The sequence below is a fragment of the Leptospira semungkisensis genome (assembly GCF_004770055.1).
Lineage (GTDB): Bacteria > Spirochaetota > Leptospiria > Leptospirales > Leptospiraceae > Leptospira_B > Leptospira_B semungkisensis.
Map to the genome: position 1 here is coordinate 545,485 of NZ_RQEP01000018.1, position 16,518 is coordinate 562,002.

Here is a 16,518-nt window from a genome sequence, read left to right on the forward strand (position 1 = left end):
CGTAACAATGCGTATCCTTCGTTGAACCGGCGTTAATTGTCAGTCTACCATCCTAAAACAATGAGAGCAAGGCGTTTTGCATCCGGATTTTCCGAACACAAAAACCTTGCTCCTTTTCTTTCGTGAAGTTTTCTTAAATATATCTTATTTAGGAGTTACTTTCACAAAATATTTTTTGGAGTCTTCCCAAGCTTTCAAGATCTCTTCGGAAAGCTCGGAACCGGTCAACTTGGTATGCTCGGTGATCAAAGACTTTATGATTTCGTAATCTTCATTTTCAAGATCCACGATTTTCACGTATTCTTTGTTGATCAAAGGTTCTAGCTCCCAATCTTTTTGGAAGAAGTAAGCTTTTCCTCCGGTCATACCGGCTCCCATGTTCTTGCCGACTGAGCCAAGACAAACGATCGTCCCACTGGTCATGTATTCCAAGAAATGGTCTCCGGCTCCGCCGACTACTGCGTCCGCTCCAGAGTTTCTCACTCCGAATCTTTCTCCAGCCCTTCCTGAGCTGAATAGTTTTCCGGAAGTCGCTCCGTAGAGACAAGTGTTTCCTATAATCACATTCTCATAAGCCTTTAGTTTGGAACGGCGATGCTTACGAACTACGATGGTTCCTCCACAGAGTCCTTTACCAACATAGTCGTTCGCGTCTCCATGCAGAGTGATCTGCATTCCTTTCACAAGCCAAGCGCCCAGTGACTGACCCGCAGTCCCTTCGAGAATAATCTCTAGTTTTCCAGGAAGACCTTTTGAACCATATTTACGAGCAATGATCCCGGAGATCTTAGCACCTACTGTTCTGTTCGTATTCTTAACAGAATAAGAAAGAGACATGGAAGTCTTTCCTTCGAGTGCTGGCTCTGCGTCCTTGATGATACGATCATCCAGCACTTCTCCGATAGTCTCTCTTCTTACAGATCGATCTTTCTTCTTCTTAGGATCGTAAAGAAGAGGAAGACGAACTAGGATCGGATTCAAATCCAAGGAATCCAGACGATCCTGCTCATAACGAGTGATCTGTTTCAGAAGATCCGTTCTTCCGATCATCTCGTCCATAGAACGGAAGCCTAGCTTAGCTAAGTATTCTCTTACTTCCATTGCAAGAAGTGTCATTAAATTGGCGACTTGGTCAGGAGAGCCTTTGTATTTTGCTCTGAACTTCATGTCCTGAGTAGCAATACCGGTAGGACAGTTATTCAAATGGCATTTTCTCGCCATGATACAACCCAGAGCTACGAGAGAAGCAGTACCGATACCGTATTCTTCTGCGCCTAAGCAAGCCGCGATAATCACGTCCCTACCGGAGACAATTCCCCCGTCAGTACGGAGAACCACTCGATCTCTTAGACCGTTCATTACTAAAACTTGATGCGTCTCGGAAAGCCCAAGCTCCCAAGGAGAACCCGCATGTTTGATGGAAGTCAAAGAAGCGGCCCCAGTCCCACCGACATGTCCTGAGATCAGGATCACATCCGCGTTCGCTTTCGCTACACCTGCAGCAATAGTTCCTACACCTGCTTCAGAAACCAGTTTTACGGAAACTTGTGCAGTATGATTGGCTTGCTTCAAGTCGTAGATCAGCTGCGACAAGTCCTCGATAGAATAAATATCGTGGTGAGGAGGAGGAGAGATCAAATCGATCCCCTGAGGAGTGTGACGGTTTGTCGCAATCTCCTCATTATTCTTCTTGCCAGGAAGCTGTCCGCCTTCTCCCGGTTTCGCTCCTTGCGCGATCTTGATCTCCAATTCTTTTGCAGAGTTCAAATATTCGGAAGTAACACCGAATCTTCCGGAAGCAACCTGCTTGATGGAAGAATTTGCAAGGTCTCCCTTCTCATCCACTACGTAACGAGAAGGATGCTCCCCGCCTTCTCCAGAAGAAGACTTAGCGCCTAAACGGTTCATCGCGATCGCAAGGTCTGTATGCGCCTCGATAGAAAGAGCTCCATGGCTCATACCAGGAGTTAAGAAACGTTTTTGGATCTCGGAAACAGTTTCTACTTCTTCGATCGGAACAGAAGCACGCTCTACGAAATCGAATAGATCTCGTATATTGATCGGATCGCTTTCTTCCATGATCTTAGAAGCCTCTAAGAATGCTTCGTAATCGTTGTCCACCGCAGCCTTGCGGATAAACTTCACGACTTTAGGAGACCATCTATGAGGTTGATCGTCCTTCTCGGAGATGAAATCCTCAGGATTGATCTCCTTATTGAAGGCCATATCATGATTTCTTAATATGTTTTGCTCGATCCCGCCTATTCCGATCCCGGAGATCCTAGAATAAGTTCCAGGGAAATACTTGGAGATCAAAGTCCTAGAAAGACCAATCGCCTCGAATACCTGCCCACCTACATAGGAAGACATGATGGAAATTCCCATCTTGGACATGACTTTCAGAAGTCCGTCATCCACTCCATAGCGATAGTTTGAGCAAAGAGAAGCGAAAGAAGGACGAGTTCCATCTTCAGCGTCAAAGTCTCCCTTCTGCCATAGATCATGAAGAGTGTCCCAGATCAGATAGCTGTTCACTCCGGAAGCTCCGTAGCCTAAAAGCACAGCCACATTATGGATCTCGAATGCAGATCCGGTCTCTACTAGAATATTAGTAGCGGCTCTCTTCTTATTGCGGATCAAATGGTTATGAACTGCTGCCACTGCCAATTCCATAGGAATTGGAGCTCTTTCCTTATTCAATTTCTTGTCGGAAAGGATGAGGATATTCACTCCGGATTCGGCAGCTTTGACTGCGTCCGCGAGCAACTGATCCAATGCCAGCTCCAGATAATTTCTTTGAGCGCTAACCTCGTGATGAGCCTCGAAGGTAGCATCCAATGTCTGCACCTTGTATTGCTTTCCGTCCTTGTCCCGGATCCTTTGCAAGCCTAGGTTCGTAAGATACGGATGTGAAAGTACCAAACAGTTCTGAGGTTTTTCATCAGCAAATAGATTGGGCTTCTTCACGAGTCTTGTGTAAAGAGAAGTCACTCCCTTCTCACGTAGATAATCGATCGGAGGATTGGTAACCTGCGCGAATCTCTGGCGGAAGTACGTATACAATCCGATACGAGAAAGCATTAGGATAGAAAGAGGAGTATCGTCTCCCATGGAACCGATTGCTTCTTTACCAAGTTGGGCCTGAGGTTTGATCACAGCCTTTTGCTTGTACGGAGAATATGCGAATAGTACCTGTCTTCTTCTTAACTCGTCACCAGTATAAGTTACGGTTTTAGCAATAGAATCGTCGATCGTCTGATCTAAGTATTCTACGTTTTCTTTGGACCATTCTTTATAATCGTATTTCTTTTCGAAGAGAGCATTGATGTCTTCGTTGAAGTAGACCTTTCCTTCTTTCAGGTTGATCGCGAGCATATCGCCCGGACCTAAACGGCCTTTCTTAGTGATGATCTCTTCGTCGATATGCACGAGTCCGGTCTCGGAACCCATGACCACGAGTCCGTCTTCGGTAACCACATATCTGGCAGGACGAAGACCATTACGATCCAAGCTTCCTCCGACCCAATCGCCTTCTGCGAAAGCAAGAGCAGCCGGTCCGTCCCAAGGCTCTGTTAGAGTATTATTATATTCGTAGAATGCTTTCAGTCCCTCGGACATCTGAACGTTCTTACTCCATGCATTCGGAATAAGCATCGCTTTGGCATGAAGTACGTCCTTACCGGAACGTACGATCGCTTCCATCGCATTATCCAAACTTGCAGAGTCGGAAAGATGAGGACGAATGATAGGATGGATTTCCTTTTGGAACTCTCCCCATTTCTCGCATTCCAATTCCTCTTCTCTCGCGAGCATCCAAATTCGGTTCCCGACGATAGTATTGATCTCACCGTTATGAGCAAGAACACGGAAAGGCTGAGCTAATGCCCAACTTGGGAATGTGTTGGTGGAATACCTTTGGTGGAAGATACAGTAAGGAGATACCATCTCTTCGCTTTTTAGATCTTCGTAAAATTGAGAGACCTGGTTTCCGTTGAACAATCCTTTGAATGTGATTCTTTCAGAAGAGAAGGAGCAAATATAGAAGTCTTCGCTCATGGAAAGCTTGAGAGCATCTCTCATGACTTTCTTTTGAATGAGGAATAATTTCGTTTCGAAGTCCTCGTTGGACATTCCTTCCGGTTTACCGATAAGAACTTGTTCGATCTGAGGACGAGAAGCATTCGCCTTAGGTCCAAGAACCTCAGGATTTACAGGAACATATCTCCAAGCATAAAGCTTGAAGTTGAATTGCATTAGAGCGGATTCGATGAGGCTTCGACAAACATCTTGTTTATCGATATCTTCTCTCGGAAGGAAAACCATTCCTACTCCGATAGAATCCTCTTCGGGACGTCTGTGTCCCATGTCTTCGATATATTTAGCGAACAGTTTCTTAGGGATACGGATCATGATCCCCGCGCCGTCTCCGGTTTGCATATCGGCGTCCACGGCTCCACGGTGGGTCAAGCAGGCAACTGCCTTCAAACCCATGGATACGACTCGATGGTTGGACTCGCCCTTATAAGAAGCGACGAAGCCTACACCGCAGTTATCGCGCTCGAAGGATCTGTCGTAGAGACCGTTCTCCTCCAAGTACTTTTGGATCCGCAACTGTTCGTCAAGGTTTAACATCCGCAAAGGTTCCTCTTTAGGGTTGAAATGAAATCCGGCACATCCCGCGGGCCTTGGTCCACGGACGGGAAAGCCCCACCCACAACTGTTTGGCTGAATTTTATGCGGTGTGTCCGATTCTTAGACCAGTAAATTTACGAGTGCTTACTTTGAAAACGATCTTTTTGTGGGAACTCCCAAGGGAATCGCCTATAAACGGCTTATAAATCCCCGCAGAAGCCTCTTTGCAGTGAGAAAGGTAACTAGTTCCTACGAATCGAGAGCACAGGATTCAGAAATAGATCGGAGAGAATCTTTCTTTGGCTCGCGTCCGGAATTCGGGAGAGCAATTGATCCATCTTTCCTTTGATGGAAGTAAAATCCGGATATTCATCCATGACTCTCAGAATATGAGGCCAAGCCTTCTTGACGAGTTCGGCAACCTGAGGACTAGCCGTCTTAGCCTTGTTCCAGGAACTCTCCAGTTGGTTTCGAATCCTAAAGAAGTCCCTTCCCAACTCTAAGACCTTTCTGAGTCTGGATTCGGAGAGGCCGGTCCTTGTCCCGAGTTGTCCTAGGGTTCCGTTCCATTCGACCACTTCTCCTCTAGATTCTTTCAGGAGAGAAGTTTGCAATTGCACTAGAGCATTTTCTTCGACAGGCAAGGAAGCGACCCATCGTTTGTATTCATCCAATTGACCGGCTTTCTGAAAAATGCGGACCTTATTTACCTGATCCATATATTTCGAAAATGGAATGCTTACCGGAGGCTCACTTACGGAAGGAGAATCGAAATTTAAATCCCCGTCGAAATGAAGATCTTCCACATCCGAAAGGATATCTTCTCCCACCTGTACGGTAGAATCATCATCTTCTAATTCTTCTACCTTCATGATGAGAGGTTTACCGGAGAATAATTCTCCGTATTTAGCAAGTATTTCGGAGAGGATCGGAGTCTCCGGTCCCTTACGTACCGGCGCTGCAACTGGTCTTGCGGCAGCAACTGCTGCTGCAGTCTCTCGAGCGACTTCTCCCAAGGCAGCAGCTTCTTTTTTGGCTCCGGTCGCAGTATCCACCAAGTAGATAATACCTTCTTCCGCTTCAAACCTATGTCCGGGAGGGAAGGTAAATCCGAGTCCTTCGAGGATTTCATCTGTGATCTTTGAGTATTTTTTCTTACGAGGAGTTTGCTCTAAGACCGATTCTTGCTCGATCAACTTGGTTTTCACCTTATTCAACGCGCCGAGAAAGTTTCGGTTCATGTAAGAAGAAAGATCTTGAGAGCTCATTCCCAAGAATTGAGCAAATTGAGGAAGTTGATCGAAGAAATGATCCGTCTTTTGCACGTTCGTTGCAATATAAGAACGGATTTTAGATTTAAGAGCCTCTTGTTCTTTTGCGGAGATCTTCTTTGCAGAGATCAAAGAACTAAAAAGCTGGATATGAGTATGAAAATAACTTAGAAATTCTCCATAGGCAGTTAGTATAAACTCGCCGTGAGAATTTTTTTCTATGACCTTTTTCTCTGGTCCCGCCATAATCCCGATTTCGAGTCAAGTTTTTACACCCTTAGATCGGAATTCAAGACAATTAAGTTACGCTAAAACCTAAACCCGTTTCGGCAGAGTTTCTTCGCTGGGGCTCCCGCTGATAATCCTATAACGCAAGAATGTATTGCAGGTAGCCTCTTCGGAATATCGGACCAGATCATAGTCCGGACGGGGAGAACGAAAGAAGGAAGAATGAGCCAGGCGTTCTGAGACTTCTTTTCGGATATGCGCTCTGGCCTCATTTCTGCGAAAATATACGGAGGGAACTACGATATCGTTCTTATAAGACAATATATTATTTCTATAGATCGCAACGGTGAGTCGGATACGGTATGTCTTATTTTCGACTTGGTCCTTAGCTTCTAGAAATTCCATACCGACTTCTTCTCTCGAAAGGCATCTGCCCTTCTTATAACCAAAGTATCGGTTTTGCAATATCCGATCTCAAATTCGTCGTTTAGAATTTTTTTTGCTTTGGGAAAAATCCGAAACTGCCGACGCGCTAACTCCCGTTTAGAGACAGAACTAGGAGCCGACAGATCGTATCGAATATTAAATTATCCCAATATGTATCCTTACTTAAACCAGAAGAAGGAGACAGGAAAGGCAAATTTATGCAAGGTATTCGGAGTAGTCATAAACATAAGATCCCCTGCATCGTTTACATACAAACTAGATGCAGTAAAATCCGGTCCGACCGAGAGTCTTTTCTTCTCCGTAAAATCGGAGCCTCTTTGCACTATATTCCATCCGTCATGCGTAGAATTCAAATCTACTGTATACAGATTGCCGGATCGATCCGTAGAAATAGCCGCAGTGGAAAGATCTGCCGAATCAGCTATATTCACCCATCCTAATGTATTCAGATCGAATTTAGAGACCGCAGTGTAGGAAGAAGAGTCCTCATTGAATCCATTATTCAAAGAATACAGATTGCCTGCGTAATCGGTTTCCAGGTCCAGTATCTGCATTATAAAGGACTTCTGATATGTTGCATCTGAGTAATTATGCACTACCTGGGTATCGAGTGTCATGGATCCTATATAAAGAAAATCATTCGTATCCCCGAAGGTATGAACATCGTTGTATATCTTATTTTCGGAGATCGCTATATTCGGAAGATCGAATCCAATATCCGTCTTAAATGCATTAATGGATGAAGAAGTGAAATCCGTTTTGATCTTTGCTAGCGCAACCCCAGAATTGTTGTTCGCGGAAACATACAGGAAATTCTGATCGATTTCCATATCTATAGCCGTAACCGAAGCGCCTTGGTATTTCGGAAGGGTAAAAGTCGAGATATGTGCCCCATTCGAATTCAACTTAGAAATGTAATTCAACGGACTCGCATGAAGGATATAGAAATTCCCATCTGTATCGCGAACCGTTTTCACTGGAAAGGAGCTGACTGCAATTTGGCTGCAATTCATGAATATGGTAGGAGGACAAGAGTATACAGTACTTGCACTCCCCTCTAAAATATAAAGCGCTCCCGTCAGAGAATCCACTGCTATATTCTGTACTTGAGCCGTATTAAAACTCAAACCTTGCGGATTAAATGCAGAAGTTACGGATCCTCCATTGATACCGCTATGAAATCGAGTAATATTCGGACCAAAATCCGAACCACTATTAGATTTAACTACGAGAAGGATCTGACCTCCACTAATATCCAGATCTAGCACGGTCCCGATCGTAGGCATGGGTTTAGAAACGACTAGATTCAATTGGTCTGCGTTAAAGCTGTATTGCACTAGATCGAAATTCGATTGATCCGCCACAAGAAGAGTGTTGTCCGAATTCTGGATCACGATTGACATCGGCCTATGTCCAACACCCGGAATATCGTACGTGGTTAAAAGATTTCCGGAAGTGTCGTATTTAAAGATCCGATCCGTCCCAGTGCTCGTATTGGCCTCGCTTATGTACAGATTATCGGAAGAATCGATCACGAGATCGGTAGGAACCGCATCGCCCGGTAGGGTTGCAATCGTTTGAGTGCTGCAATCCGGTTTCAATTTAACCAATTGTAAATTAGAAGTAGCGAATATATTTCCGGAACTGTCTGTTACTATTCCGACTGGAAACACGTTTGCCCAGACCCCGATCACATCCTTGTTCTCGTTCAAAAGAGTGACCCTTCCACCGTTCGCAACTAAGAGAAATTTGCCTAGGTTCGCTACGGCAAAGTAAGTACCTGCAAGCCCATACTTCAATCTGGAGAACTGAGAATCCGAAAGTCCGGCAGGATTCAACTGAGTAGCGCATCCAGTAGAGAAGGCTTTCCAACCCGTATCGAAGGTACTCGTGCCTTCGCTCGTACGGATCGAATACTGATACGTCTTGCCCGGATCCAAACTAGTATCCGTAAACATAGTGTCCGTTGTAGTTGCGATCTTTTGGAAAGAGGATTCTATAGAAGACTTCCTCATTACATCAAATTGTGCTCCTGAAATCGGTTCCCATTGTACGTCTACTTGGTTAGCTGAACTTGCATCCGAAGCCGAAACCCAACTTGGGACTCCGGCGCTTCCCCCACCACCGCCTCCGTTACCTCCGCCGCCGGAGGAGCCTCCTCCACCGGTCCCGGACTTGGAACCGAAGAGGGCAAAAAGCGGATTCATTCCGCCTCCATCCGTAGAACAACTGGTCAAAACGAAGAAGAGAGAACTAATATATAACAAAATTTTAAAGTTCTTACGTATCACAATGAGATCCAATCCTTCTTTATTAGAATATATAGCTAAGGAACTGTATTTTTAGAATATGAGTTAAAGCTCATAATACTAACAAACCATACAAGAGGATTTCCGATGCTTTTGATTCAAAGGATCTAAAAAAGGAATGAACGACAGTAAAATGGGATTGAGTGACTGTTAGGCGGACAATAAATTTAAGTTCCAAACTATCTGCCAAACATGTTCAAATTATCATAGTTAGATAATATAAATTAGTAATAGATAATTAGATCATATATAAGCTTTAATTTTCAGACCAAACTTTTCCAGACAATGTGAATAGGTCCGAAACGAGTCTCTTAGCTTCTTCTATCGGTATCGCAAAGACAGAAATCTTTCCCGTTTTAAAGTATAAGATCAAAGCAACAACTCCCCCCTGTTTCGCGGTAAGGAATTCGGAAATCGGATAACTGCTCACTATAAATTTAGATAAAAACAAATGAATCACTTTGCCTTCTTCGATTCTGACTTTAAAAATAACGGAAGGTAAAGCGGATAAAACTAATATACCAGGAAAGAACAGAGAAATATATACAAGGTCTTCTACCTGAGTCCCGTTCATACTCCCGCTAATCAAAAAAGAAACTCCAATAATAATAGAAAGAAAAAGATCTACGATTAATCCTACAAAAAGAAACTTTATTAAAATGGAAATATTAGCACCATATTCTATTTTCATAATATTTAGTGCTCCCAAGACTAATTACAAATGTTAGATACTTGAATTGAGTAGTTTTCTATTAAGACCTCTAAAAATCTTCGAATCCGGTCTCATAAATGCCGAGCAAATACATTTCCCGATTTTCAGCCTAAGGCAAGAACCGAATTCAAAACGGAACCAGGAGATCCAAGTGCCCCAGAACAGGATCTCCTTTCTTAGATTGCACTCTCTTCCCCAAATTTATGGGAGATCCAAAGGCAAAATAACTGCTAATTTTGCCGACTTGGGGGATGATTTTTACAAAAATCCTAAATGACAGGGGCTCTGGGAGGCTCTAAATGGGAATAGAGAGCTTACATGAACTTCCGCTATAATCATTCTCCTTTTTCTTATAAACGCCGCAAGACCAGAGAGGTTAAGGTAGGCGATGTGGGAATTGGTGGAGAGAATCCAATCCGGATCCAATCCATGATCACTGCGGATACAAGGGATACCGAAAACTCGGTGAGACAGATTCTGGAACTCGAAGAGGCAGGATGTGAGATCGTGCGATTGACCGTGCCTTCTCAACCGGATGCGGACAATCTCCCTAATATTAGAAAAGAGTTAAAGCGTCTGGGAAGCAAGGTCCCTCTTGTCGCAGACATTCATTTTACCCCGAGCGTTGCGATGAAATCGGTGGAATGGGTGGAGAAGGTCCGGATCAATCCGGGCAATTTCGCCGACAAAAAGAAATTTGCGATTAGAGATTATACCGACCAAGAATACAGAGAAGAATTAGAAAGGATCTCCGAAGTATTTAGCCCACTTGTATTGCGTTGCAAGGAGCTTGGAGTCTCGATGAGGATAGGAACCAATCACGGCTCTCTATCCGACCGGATCATGAATCGCTTTGGCGATACACCACAAGGAATGGTTGAATCCGCGATCGAGTTTATTCGGATCGCAGAGAGTCTTTCTTATAAAGATATTATCGTAAGTATGAAGGCATCCAATCCTCAGGTGATGGTGCAAGCCTATCGACTTCTTTGCAGTAGGTTCTTAGAACTGCAGATGGATTATCCTTTGCACTTGGGAGTAACCGAAGCAGGAGATGGAAAAGACGGAAGGATCAAGTCCGCCATAGGAATAGGATCCTTGCTCGAAGACGGCCTTGGAGATACCATCCGTGTTTCTCTCACAGAAGATCCAATCCATGAGGTGCCTGTCGCAAGATTGCTCGCGGATAAGTTCAACAAGATCCGCTTTCCCGAGGCACCTAGCCAAGGATATTCCGAATTCAGAAATCCTTATTCTTACCAAAGATTTTATAGCAGACCGATCCAGATCTCCACTCTTTCCTTAGGAGAAACACAGCCTGTTCGGATCGAATCCTATATTCCGTTTGAAACAGAAGGTCAATTCTCAAGCGAACTTTCTTCTCTTAGAAGTTTCGCAAGATCCAAATCCCTAGAAGTAGAAACTGTTTCCGTTCCACTACCGAGTGATCCGTTTTTAATAGAAGAATGTTTGAATGCATCTAAATCTTCTTCGGTTCCAATGGGAGTGATCGTAGAACAAAACGAGCTACTCCTCGAAGATGTGCTCGAAGATCTAATCCCCTTCCCTAAGGTTACCTTAGATCCTTTTCATCATTTTCAAAATAGGGATTCTCTATTAGAATTTTTGCATAAACGAGAAGGAAAAGGAATCACTGAGTTAAATGTGCAGGCCTATCAGATCGAAAGTTTAAAGGGTCTGCCGGACGCATTCAAAGAAGCGGGAATAGAATCCGTCGCCTTCTCCTTGAAAACTCCTCATATACTTCATGATTATAGAAAGCTTGCTAGGATCCTAAGCGATTTCGATTATCCAATCTTCTTGAGCGCTGAATATCCGGATATGGAAACCGCACTCTATGAGTCTTCGATCGGGATCGGAGGAATGTTGACTGACGGGATCGGAGACATGCTTCGTATCAAGATCGTGGATTCGAATTCGGAAGCGGTGCTGCAATTAGGATTCGATATACTGCAAGCGACCAGACTTAGACTTACAAAAACTGAATATATTTCCTGTCCTTCTTGTGGAAGAACCTTATTCGATCTGCAAACAACGACTGCCCGCATCAAGGAAAAGACAGGTCACCTCAAGGGAGTGAAGATCGCTGTCATGGGATGTATCGTAAACGGTCCTGGAGAAATGGCGGATGCAGATTTCGGATACGTAGGAGCCGGCCCAGGCAAGGTCCACTTGTATAGAGGAAAAGAAATCGTTCTGAAAAACGTTCCCTCTGAAGAAGCGGACGAGCGCCTGGTCCAACTCATCAAGGATTCAGGAATGTGGGCCGAAAGAGAATCGGTCGAATCGGCCCGTTAGCCTAAAGTTCGTTCGCATCTACGATCAGAAAATTCGGAGAAGTTTGTTTCAACTTCTTAGCGGAATACTTTCCCTTATCGTCAGCTGCTTTCTTTTTCCAGACTGCATTACTAAACTCAGGTTTCGCATCCAGGATCTTGTTATAGAAATGATCCGCAATTCTAGGTCTTCCTAAGACGGATTGGGTCCGAGCAAGCCATAATTGACTTTGCTGCTTTCTAAAAGAAGAAGATTCCAAATTCTCCGCTTGCTCCAAAAGATAAGAGGCTTCCTTGAACCTTCCACTTTCCAGATGCAAGACCGCTTGCATGAATAAAAGTGAAGGATCCGCCTGAGAAATTTGACTAGCCTTCTCCAATTCGGAAAGTATATCTTCTACTCCTCCTAAGTTAGGATCGTCATTGATCAACATCGCTTTTTTATAATATTGAATCGAGAGATCTTTCTTTTCTTCTTTGCCGACATCTGTTTTCGGCTTCTTATGAGAAGAAGAAAGTTTAGTCTTCGACTTCTTTTCTTTTGTGTCGGAAAGACCAAGGATCTTATAACCAGGCTCTCCCCAAGCCATAGGAACTTCTATATAAGGGCCGCTTCCGGTAGGAGCAGTTCCTAAAGAAATGAATATCTTGCGAGCCTCGACGCTCATTACCACCGACTTTACGGAAGTAATCTGTCGAATCGTAGAACCCATTGTCCTCACTTCCCCACTTGAGAAATCAATGGAATCATCCAAGATATCTTGTAGATCTACGATGCTTGTTCCCTTTCGTTTTTGAGAAGCCAATAATTCTTCTGCGCGATCGTAACGACTGATGCAATGATGATAGAAAACGGGAGCGGCCATCAGTTCTCCTTCCTGCATCTTCTCGCTTTGGTAATGATTCGTATTTACGATATGATCCTTGCCGAGATTCGGATAGACCACATCCACATTCCCGTAATTCGTCTCAAGGATCGCGGCCTTCGGTCCCTTCTCCTTATGATTGGTAAGAATGGCTCCCCAAGTAGAATTGATCTTGTGCTTCTTAGCAATCTCCACTGCTTCTTGAATACTTCTTGCCTCTGAGATAATCTTATGCCCGAAATCGATCACTCCGAGTCCGCTAAAACCGATCTTCTTATGAAAGCGAGTATGAAATGCAATCGTCAAACCGGCTTCATTGAAAGCAGTGATCCCCGGAACATCCGCGCCTCTGCAAGCTATATAACCATAACGTAATCCTTTCTCAGGAGTGCAAAAAACAATGATCGGTCTCTTGTCCCAAACTTCCACGCCTGGAAAATCGAAATTGCGAGCATGATACAATTTTCCATCCTTACTTTGATCTCCCCAAACTGCTACGCTCGTACAAGCAGGTACCATTTGTGGACTCTTGAGCGGAGAAATATGAGCAAGCTCAGGAAGAACTTGGAGCATTCCCAAAAGTCCAACAGAGTTTTGGAATGCATCCATAGTAAATAGATCCTTCTCGATCTTAGGAGAACGACCCGCAGAAGAAAGTGCGGCCTTGGTCCTCGCAGAAAATTCGCTCGGACGATTTTTCTTCATTCGATTTACCATCCAATTCACAAGCAAAGAAGTGGCGCCCTTAGCAAGAGCATTGCGATTCTTTCTGGGCAAGCTTCCAAGAAGAAGGTTTCGAGCCATCACAGGATAAAAATCGAAGATCGGCTCAAACTGGCCTATGCTATTCATGATCTCTCCGAACTGGCGGCCCATTTCTTCATGGCTGCCGCGGAGTTGTAAGACTGCGAGCGGGTAGGTTTCTAAATTCATATTCCCATTTTAAAGGAATCTGCCGGAAGAATCGACCGTCTCCATAGGTTTGGACGCGCAATCTTATCGGATCGGACTAGCGCAGGCGGATTTACATGCAACGCGGCCCCCGCCCAATCGAACGACCCGTAGGGAGTGAGATTCCCGACAGGGTTGCTGAACAAAGTGAAGCAAAACCACTGAGGATTTAAACGCGACGCGGCCCCCGCCCAATCGAACGACCCGTAGGGAGTAAGATTCCCGATAGGGTTGCTGAACAAAGTGAAGTAAAACCACTGAGGATTTACATGCAACGCTGCCCCCGCCCTCTAGTGGGTGGGGGGAGCGGCTCGTGGGCTCGCCATGTCAACTACCAGAAAACCCTGGCTTTTACAACGTGAAAAATCCTCGAATTTCCGATGTGGGAACTATTTGCCATTTACAAAGAAGGGAGGAGAAGTAAATTTTCCGAAAGCAAATCACATGGATTGGATTCACTCGATTCTACTTGGCTTTTTAGAATTTAGCGCTGGAACCGCCTTTCTTTATTCCATTCTGGAAATCTCCCGAAAGGCTCCCGCAAATCGGACCTTGGTGACCATCCTCTTACTTACCGGGACAATTTTAGTTCGCTACCATTGGTATCTGCAAGGAGATCTATTAGAATTTCCTTATCTATTTATGTTCCTACATACGAGCATTGTTTTAGTCGGACCTTTATTGTATTCTTATATTGGTTCGTATTTGCAAGGACCAGAAGATGCGGCCGACAGTCCTCTCAAAAAGGGGTTTATTGGAAAGTATTGGCATCACTTTTTGATCGTTCTAGTTTTCGCGATCTTCGAGATTTTGTTCTTCTCTCAAAGCCCGAACGAATTAAGAAAAGAGATCCTTGCAGGAACCAAGGAATTTCGTTTTGATCTGATTCATCTGGCAACCTTTGTTGCAAGCCTGCAAGTTTCCTTCTATTCCTTACTCTGTCTTTATCTGTATCATAAAGTCAGCAAGTCTTACGAGATCTATGAATTAAAATTGGTATGGTTTATACTTCTACTGCCGGTCTTCGCGAATGTACTCATTGGATCCGCTTTCTTTCTAAAAAATCGACTCGGCTTCGAGATCGGAACCTCTCTCATCGGAGTCATGGTGATTCTTCTATTCGTAGTGAGAGAAAGACATCCTGGGTTCTTCCAAGAGATCACCGAAGTCATAGAAAATTCCAAATACCAAAATACTCCGCTACTCGATGCAGAGATCCGATCCGCAGGAGAAAAGCTGAAAGATCTATTAGAAATAAAGCATGTATATCGAGATAGTGAATTGAGACTCGCGGACTTGGCTGCTGGGATTGGATTGAATCTACATCAAACTTCCCGCTACTTGAATGAAGTACATCGGATGAATTTTTATGAGCTCATCAATACTCATCGGGTCAAAGAAGCCTGCAAATTACTTGTGCAAGATCCGGATCGATCCGTCTTGGAAATAGGATTCTCCGTAGGTTTTAATTCTAAATCCACATTCAATTCACAATTTGTAAAGAGCATAGGGCTCTCTCCGGCATTGTATAGAAAAAAGAATTCAGGGACGTTATGAGATACATTCGATTTGCGATTTGCCTTAACTTACTCAATGCAGTTTTTACGATCAACTGCGGAAATCCGGAAAGCGACAGCGGACTGAACGCGAAGATTGAACCTTCTCGACTTTCATATTTTCAAGAAGATTATGAATCCAGTCGATCTGCATTTCGTAACCTATCCACTGACATTCAAAAGAAATACAAATCAGTCCAAACAACTGCAATCTCGGTTCCAAACAAAGAAGGCGAAGATCTCACAATAGATTCACTCTATATTCCCGCCCAAAAAAAGAAGAAGGGTCTTATCATCCTAATGACAGGTATCCATGGAACTGAAGCTCCTGCCGGCACAAGTGCATTAAGATTTATTGCCTCCGAACTACTTCCTCAGGTTTCACTCGAAGATACAGGTTTCTTGTTCGTGCATTCCTTGAATCCATACGGATTCAAAAAATTCCGCAGAGTATCCGAGCATAATGTGGATCTGAACCGAAACTGCGATGCGAATCCAAAAGAATTAGCCGGACACAATCCAGTGTATTCCCAGATCAATGATTTCCTGAACCCGAAAGAGCCAGTGTCCTCTGCCGGAGCAGGATCCAAAGCTGCATTCAAGGCGCAAGTATTCGGAAAGATATCGAGACATGGAATGAGCGGTTTTAGTTCTTCCGTAGCGCAAGGCCAATACGAATTTCCGGAAGGTATCTTTTTTGGAGGGCATTCATTAGAAATCAATCATACATTGATCGCTGATCTTATTGACAAAACAGTAAAAGGTTACGGCTCCTTGTTCTTTATAGATTTTCACACAGGAATTGGAGCAAGAGGAAAATTACATTTGATTGCAAACAAGATGGAAGAGAACGAAAAGCAGATCCTAAAAACTATTTTCCCGGAAGATGAAATCCATTTTCACGGAGATAAGAAGGAAGCCTACTCTATCTTCGGAAATCTCACAGCCTGCACTACCAAGAGACTTTCTTCTACTCTCCCAGTGGTCTCTCTCGTCATCGAATTCGGGACCATCAATAGCCAAACCATCAGCGGCTCCTTAGAATCCCTACGAAGAGTTAGGGAAGAAAACCAAGCCTTCCATTACGGTTACACGTCAGAAGACCTGAAAACAGACTCACAAAAATCTTTTCGGGAATTATTCTATCCTTCTTCTCCGCAATGGAGAGCGAATATCTTAGAGGAAACGGAAAGAGCAATGATGATAGCGATTCCTAAATTCCAGGAATTCGCAAACAAGAGATAAGAAA

General features: G+C 44.0%; 9 protein-coding genes. 3 read left to right on the forward strand and 6 right to left on the reverse strand.

Going from position 1 to position 16,518, the window contains the following annotated elements:
• Positions 1–144: 144 nt before the first annotated feature.
• From gltB to EHO59_RS13945, 5 genes are all read right to left on the reverse strand, one after another.
• On the reverse strand, positions 145–4,632 hold the full coding sequence (gltB, locus tag EHO59_RS13925; protein WP_135589035.1) for a glutamate synthase large subunit: 4,488 nt from the start codon (positions 4,630–4,632) through the stop codon (positions 145–147).
• Between the two features lie 242 nt (positions 4,633–4,874).
• Positions 4,875–6,149 (reverse strand): hypothetical protein, encoded by a 1,275-nt coding sequence (locus EHO59_RS13930; protein ID WP_135589036.1) that lies wholly within the window; start codon positions 6,147–6,149, stop codon positions 4,875–4,877.
• 69 nt (positions 6,150–6,218) lie between these two features.
• Entirely contained in the window at positions 6,219–6,536 is a 318-nt protein-coding gene (locus tag EHO59_RS13935; RefSeq protein WP_135589037.1) for a hypothetical protein, read from the reverse strand.
• A 200-nt stretch (positions 6,537–6,736) separates the two neighbouring features.
• Positions 6,737–8,785, reverse strand: a complete 2,049-nt coding sequence (locus EHO59_RS13940) for an NHL repeat-containing protein (RefSeq protein WP_135589038.1) — start codon at positions 8,783–8,785, stop codon at positions 6,737–6,739.
• A 358-nt stretch (positions 8,786–9,143) separates the two neighbouring features.
• The gene (locus EHO59_RS13945) at positions 9,144–9,578 is read right to left on the reverse strand and encodes a hypothetical protein (protein ID WP_135589039.1); all 435 of its coding nucleotides are present in this window, start codon (positions 9,576–9,578) and stop codon (positions 9,144–9,146) included.
• Between the two features lie 339 nt (positions 9,579–9,917).
• Here EHO59_RS13945 and ispG point away from each other — a divergent pair, with 339 nt between their 5' ends.
• Positions 9,918–11,918, forward strand: a complete 2,001-nt coding sequence (gene ispG / locus EHO59_RS13950; RefSeq protein ID WP_135589040.1) for a (E)-4-hydroxy-3-methylbut-2-enyl-diphosphate synthase — start codon at positions 9,918–9,920, stop codon at positions 11,916–11,918.
• Position 11,919: 1 nt separating this feature from the next.
• Here the strand turns inward: ispG and EHO59_RS13955 are convergent, their stop codons facing one another.
• The gene (locus tag EHO59_RS13955) at positions 11,920–13,695 is read right to left on the reverse strand and encodes a C45 family autoproteolytic acyltransferase/hydrolase (protein WP_246052915.1); all 1,776 of its coding nucleotides are present in this window, start codon (positions 13,693–13,695) and stop codon (positions 11,920–11,922) included.
• A 411-nt stretch (positions 13,696–14,106) separates the two neighbouring features.
• Here EHO59_RS13955 and EHO59_RS13960 point away from each other — a divergent pair, with 411 nt between their 5' ends.
• Together EHO59_RS13960 and EHO59_RS13965 are read left to right on the forward strand one after the other, a co-directional pair.
• Positions 14,107–15,270 carry an AraC family transcriptional regulator gene (locus EHO59_RS13960; protein ID WP_342776331.1) on the forward strand — a complete coding sequence of 388 codons (1,164 nt, stop codon included), beginning with the start codon at positions 14,107–14,109 and terminating at the stop codon, positions 15,268–15,270.
• The gene (locus tag EHO59_RS13965) at positions 15,267–16,514 is read left to right on the forward strand and encodes a M14 family metallopeptidase (protein ID WP_135589041.1); all 1,248 of its coding nucleotides are present in this window, start codon (positions 15,267–15,269) and stop codon (positions 16,512–16,514) included. Before EHO59_RS13960 ends, EHO59_RS13965 begins: the two co-directional genes overlap by 4 nt.
• The last annotated feature ends 4 nt before the right edge of the window (positions 16,515–16,518 follow it).

What these genes read in the sequence shown, in the direction of transcription:
- gltB (WP_135589035.1), bottom strand. Translation starts at nt 4,632, where the DNA reads ATGTTAAACCTTGACGAACAGTTGCGGATCCAAAAGTACTTGGAGGAG.
- EHO59_RS13955 (WP_246052915.1), bottom strand. Translation starts at nt 13,695, where the DNA reads ATGAATTTAGAAACCTACCCGCTCGCAGTCTTACAACTCCGCGGCAGC.
- EHO59_RS13935 (WP_135589037.1), bottom strand. Translation starts at nt 6,536, where the DNA reads ATGGAATTTCTAGAAGCTAAGGACCAAGTCGAAAATAAGACATACCGT.
- EHO59_RS13940 (WP_135589038.1), bottom strand. Translation starts at nt 8,785, where the DNA reads ATGAATCCGCTTTTTGCCCTCTTCGGTTCCAAGTCCGGGACCGGTGGA.
- EHO59_RS13965 (WP_135589041.1), top strand. Translation starts at nt 15,267, where the DNA reads ATGAGATACATTCGATTTGCGATTTGCCTTAACTTACTCAATGCAGTT.
- EHO59_RS13930 (WP_135589036.1), bottom strand. Translation starts at nt 6,149, where the DNA reads ATGGCGGGACCAGAGAAAAAGGTCATAGAAAAAAATTCTCACGGCGAG.
- ispG (WP_135589040.1), top strand. Translation starts at nt 9,918, where the DNA reads ATGAACTTCCGCTATAATCATTCTCCTTTTTCTTATAAACGCCGCAAG.
- EHO59_RS13945 (WP_135589039.1), bottom strand. Translation starts at nt 9,578, where the DNA reads ATGAAAATAGAATATGGTGCTAATATTTCCATTTTAATAAAGTTTCTT.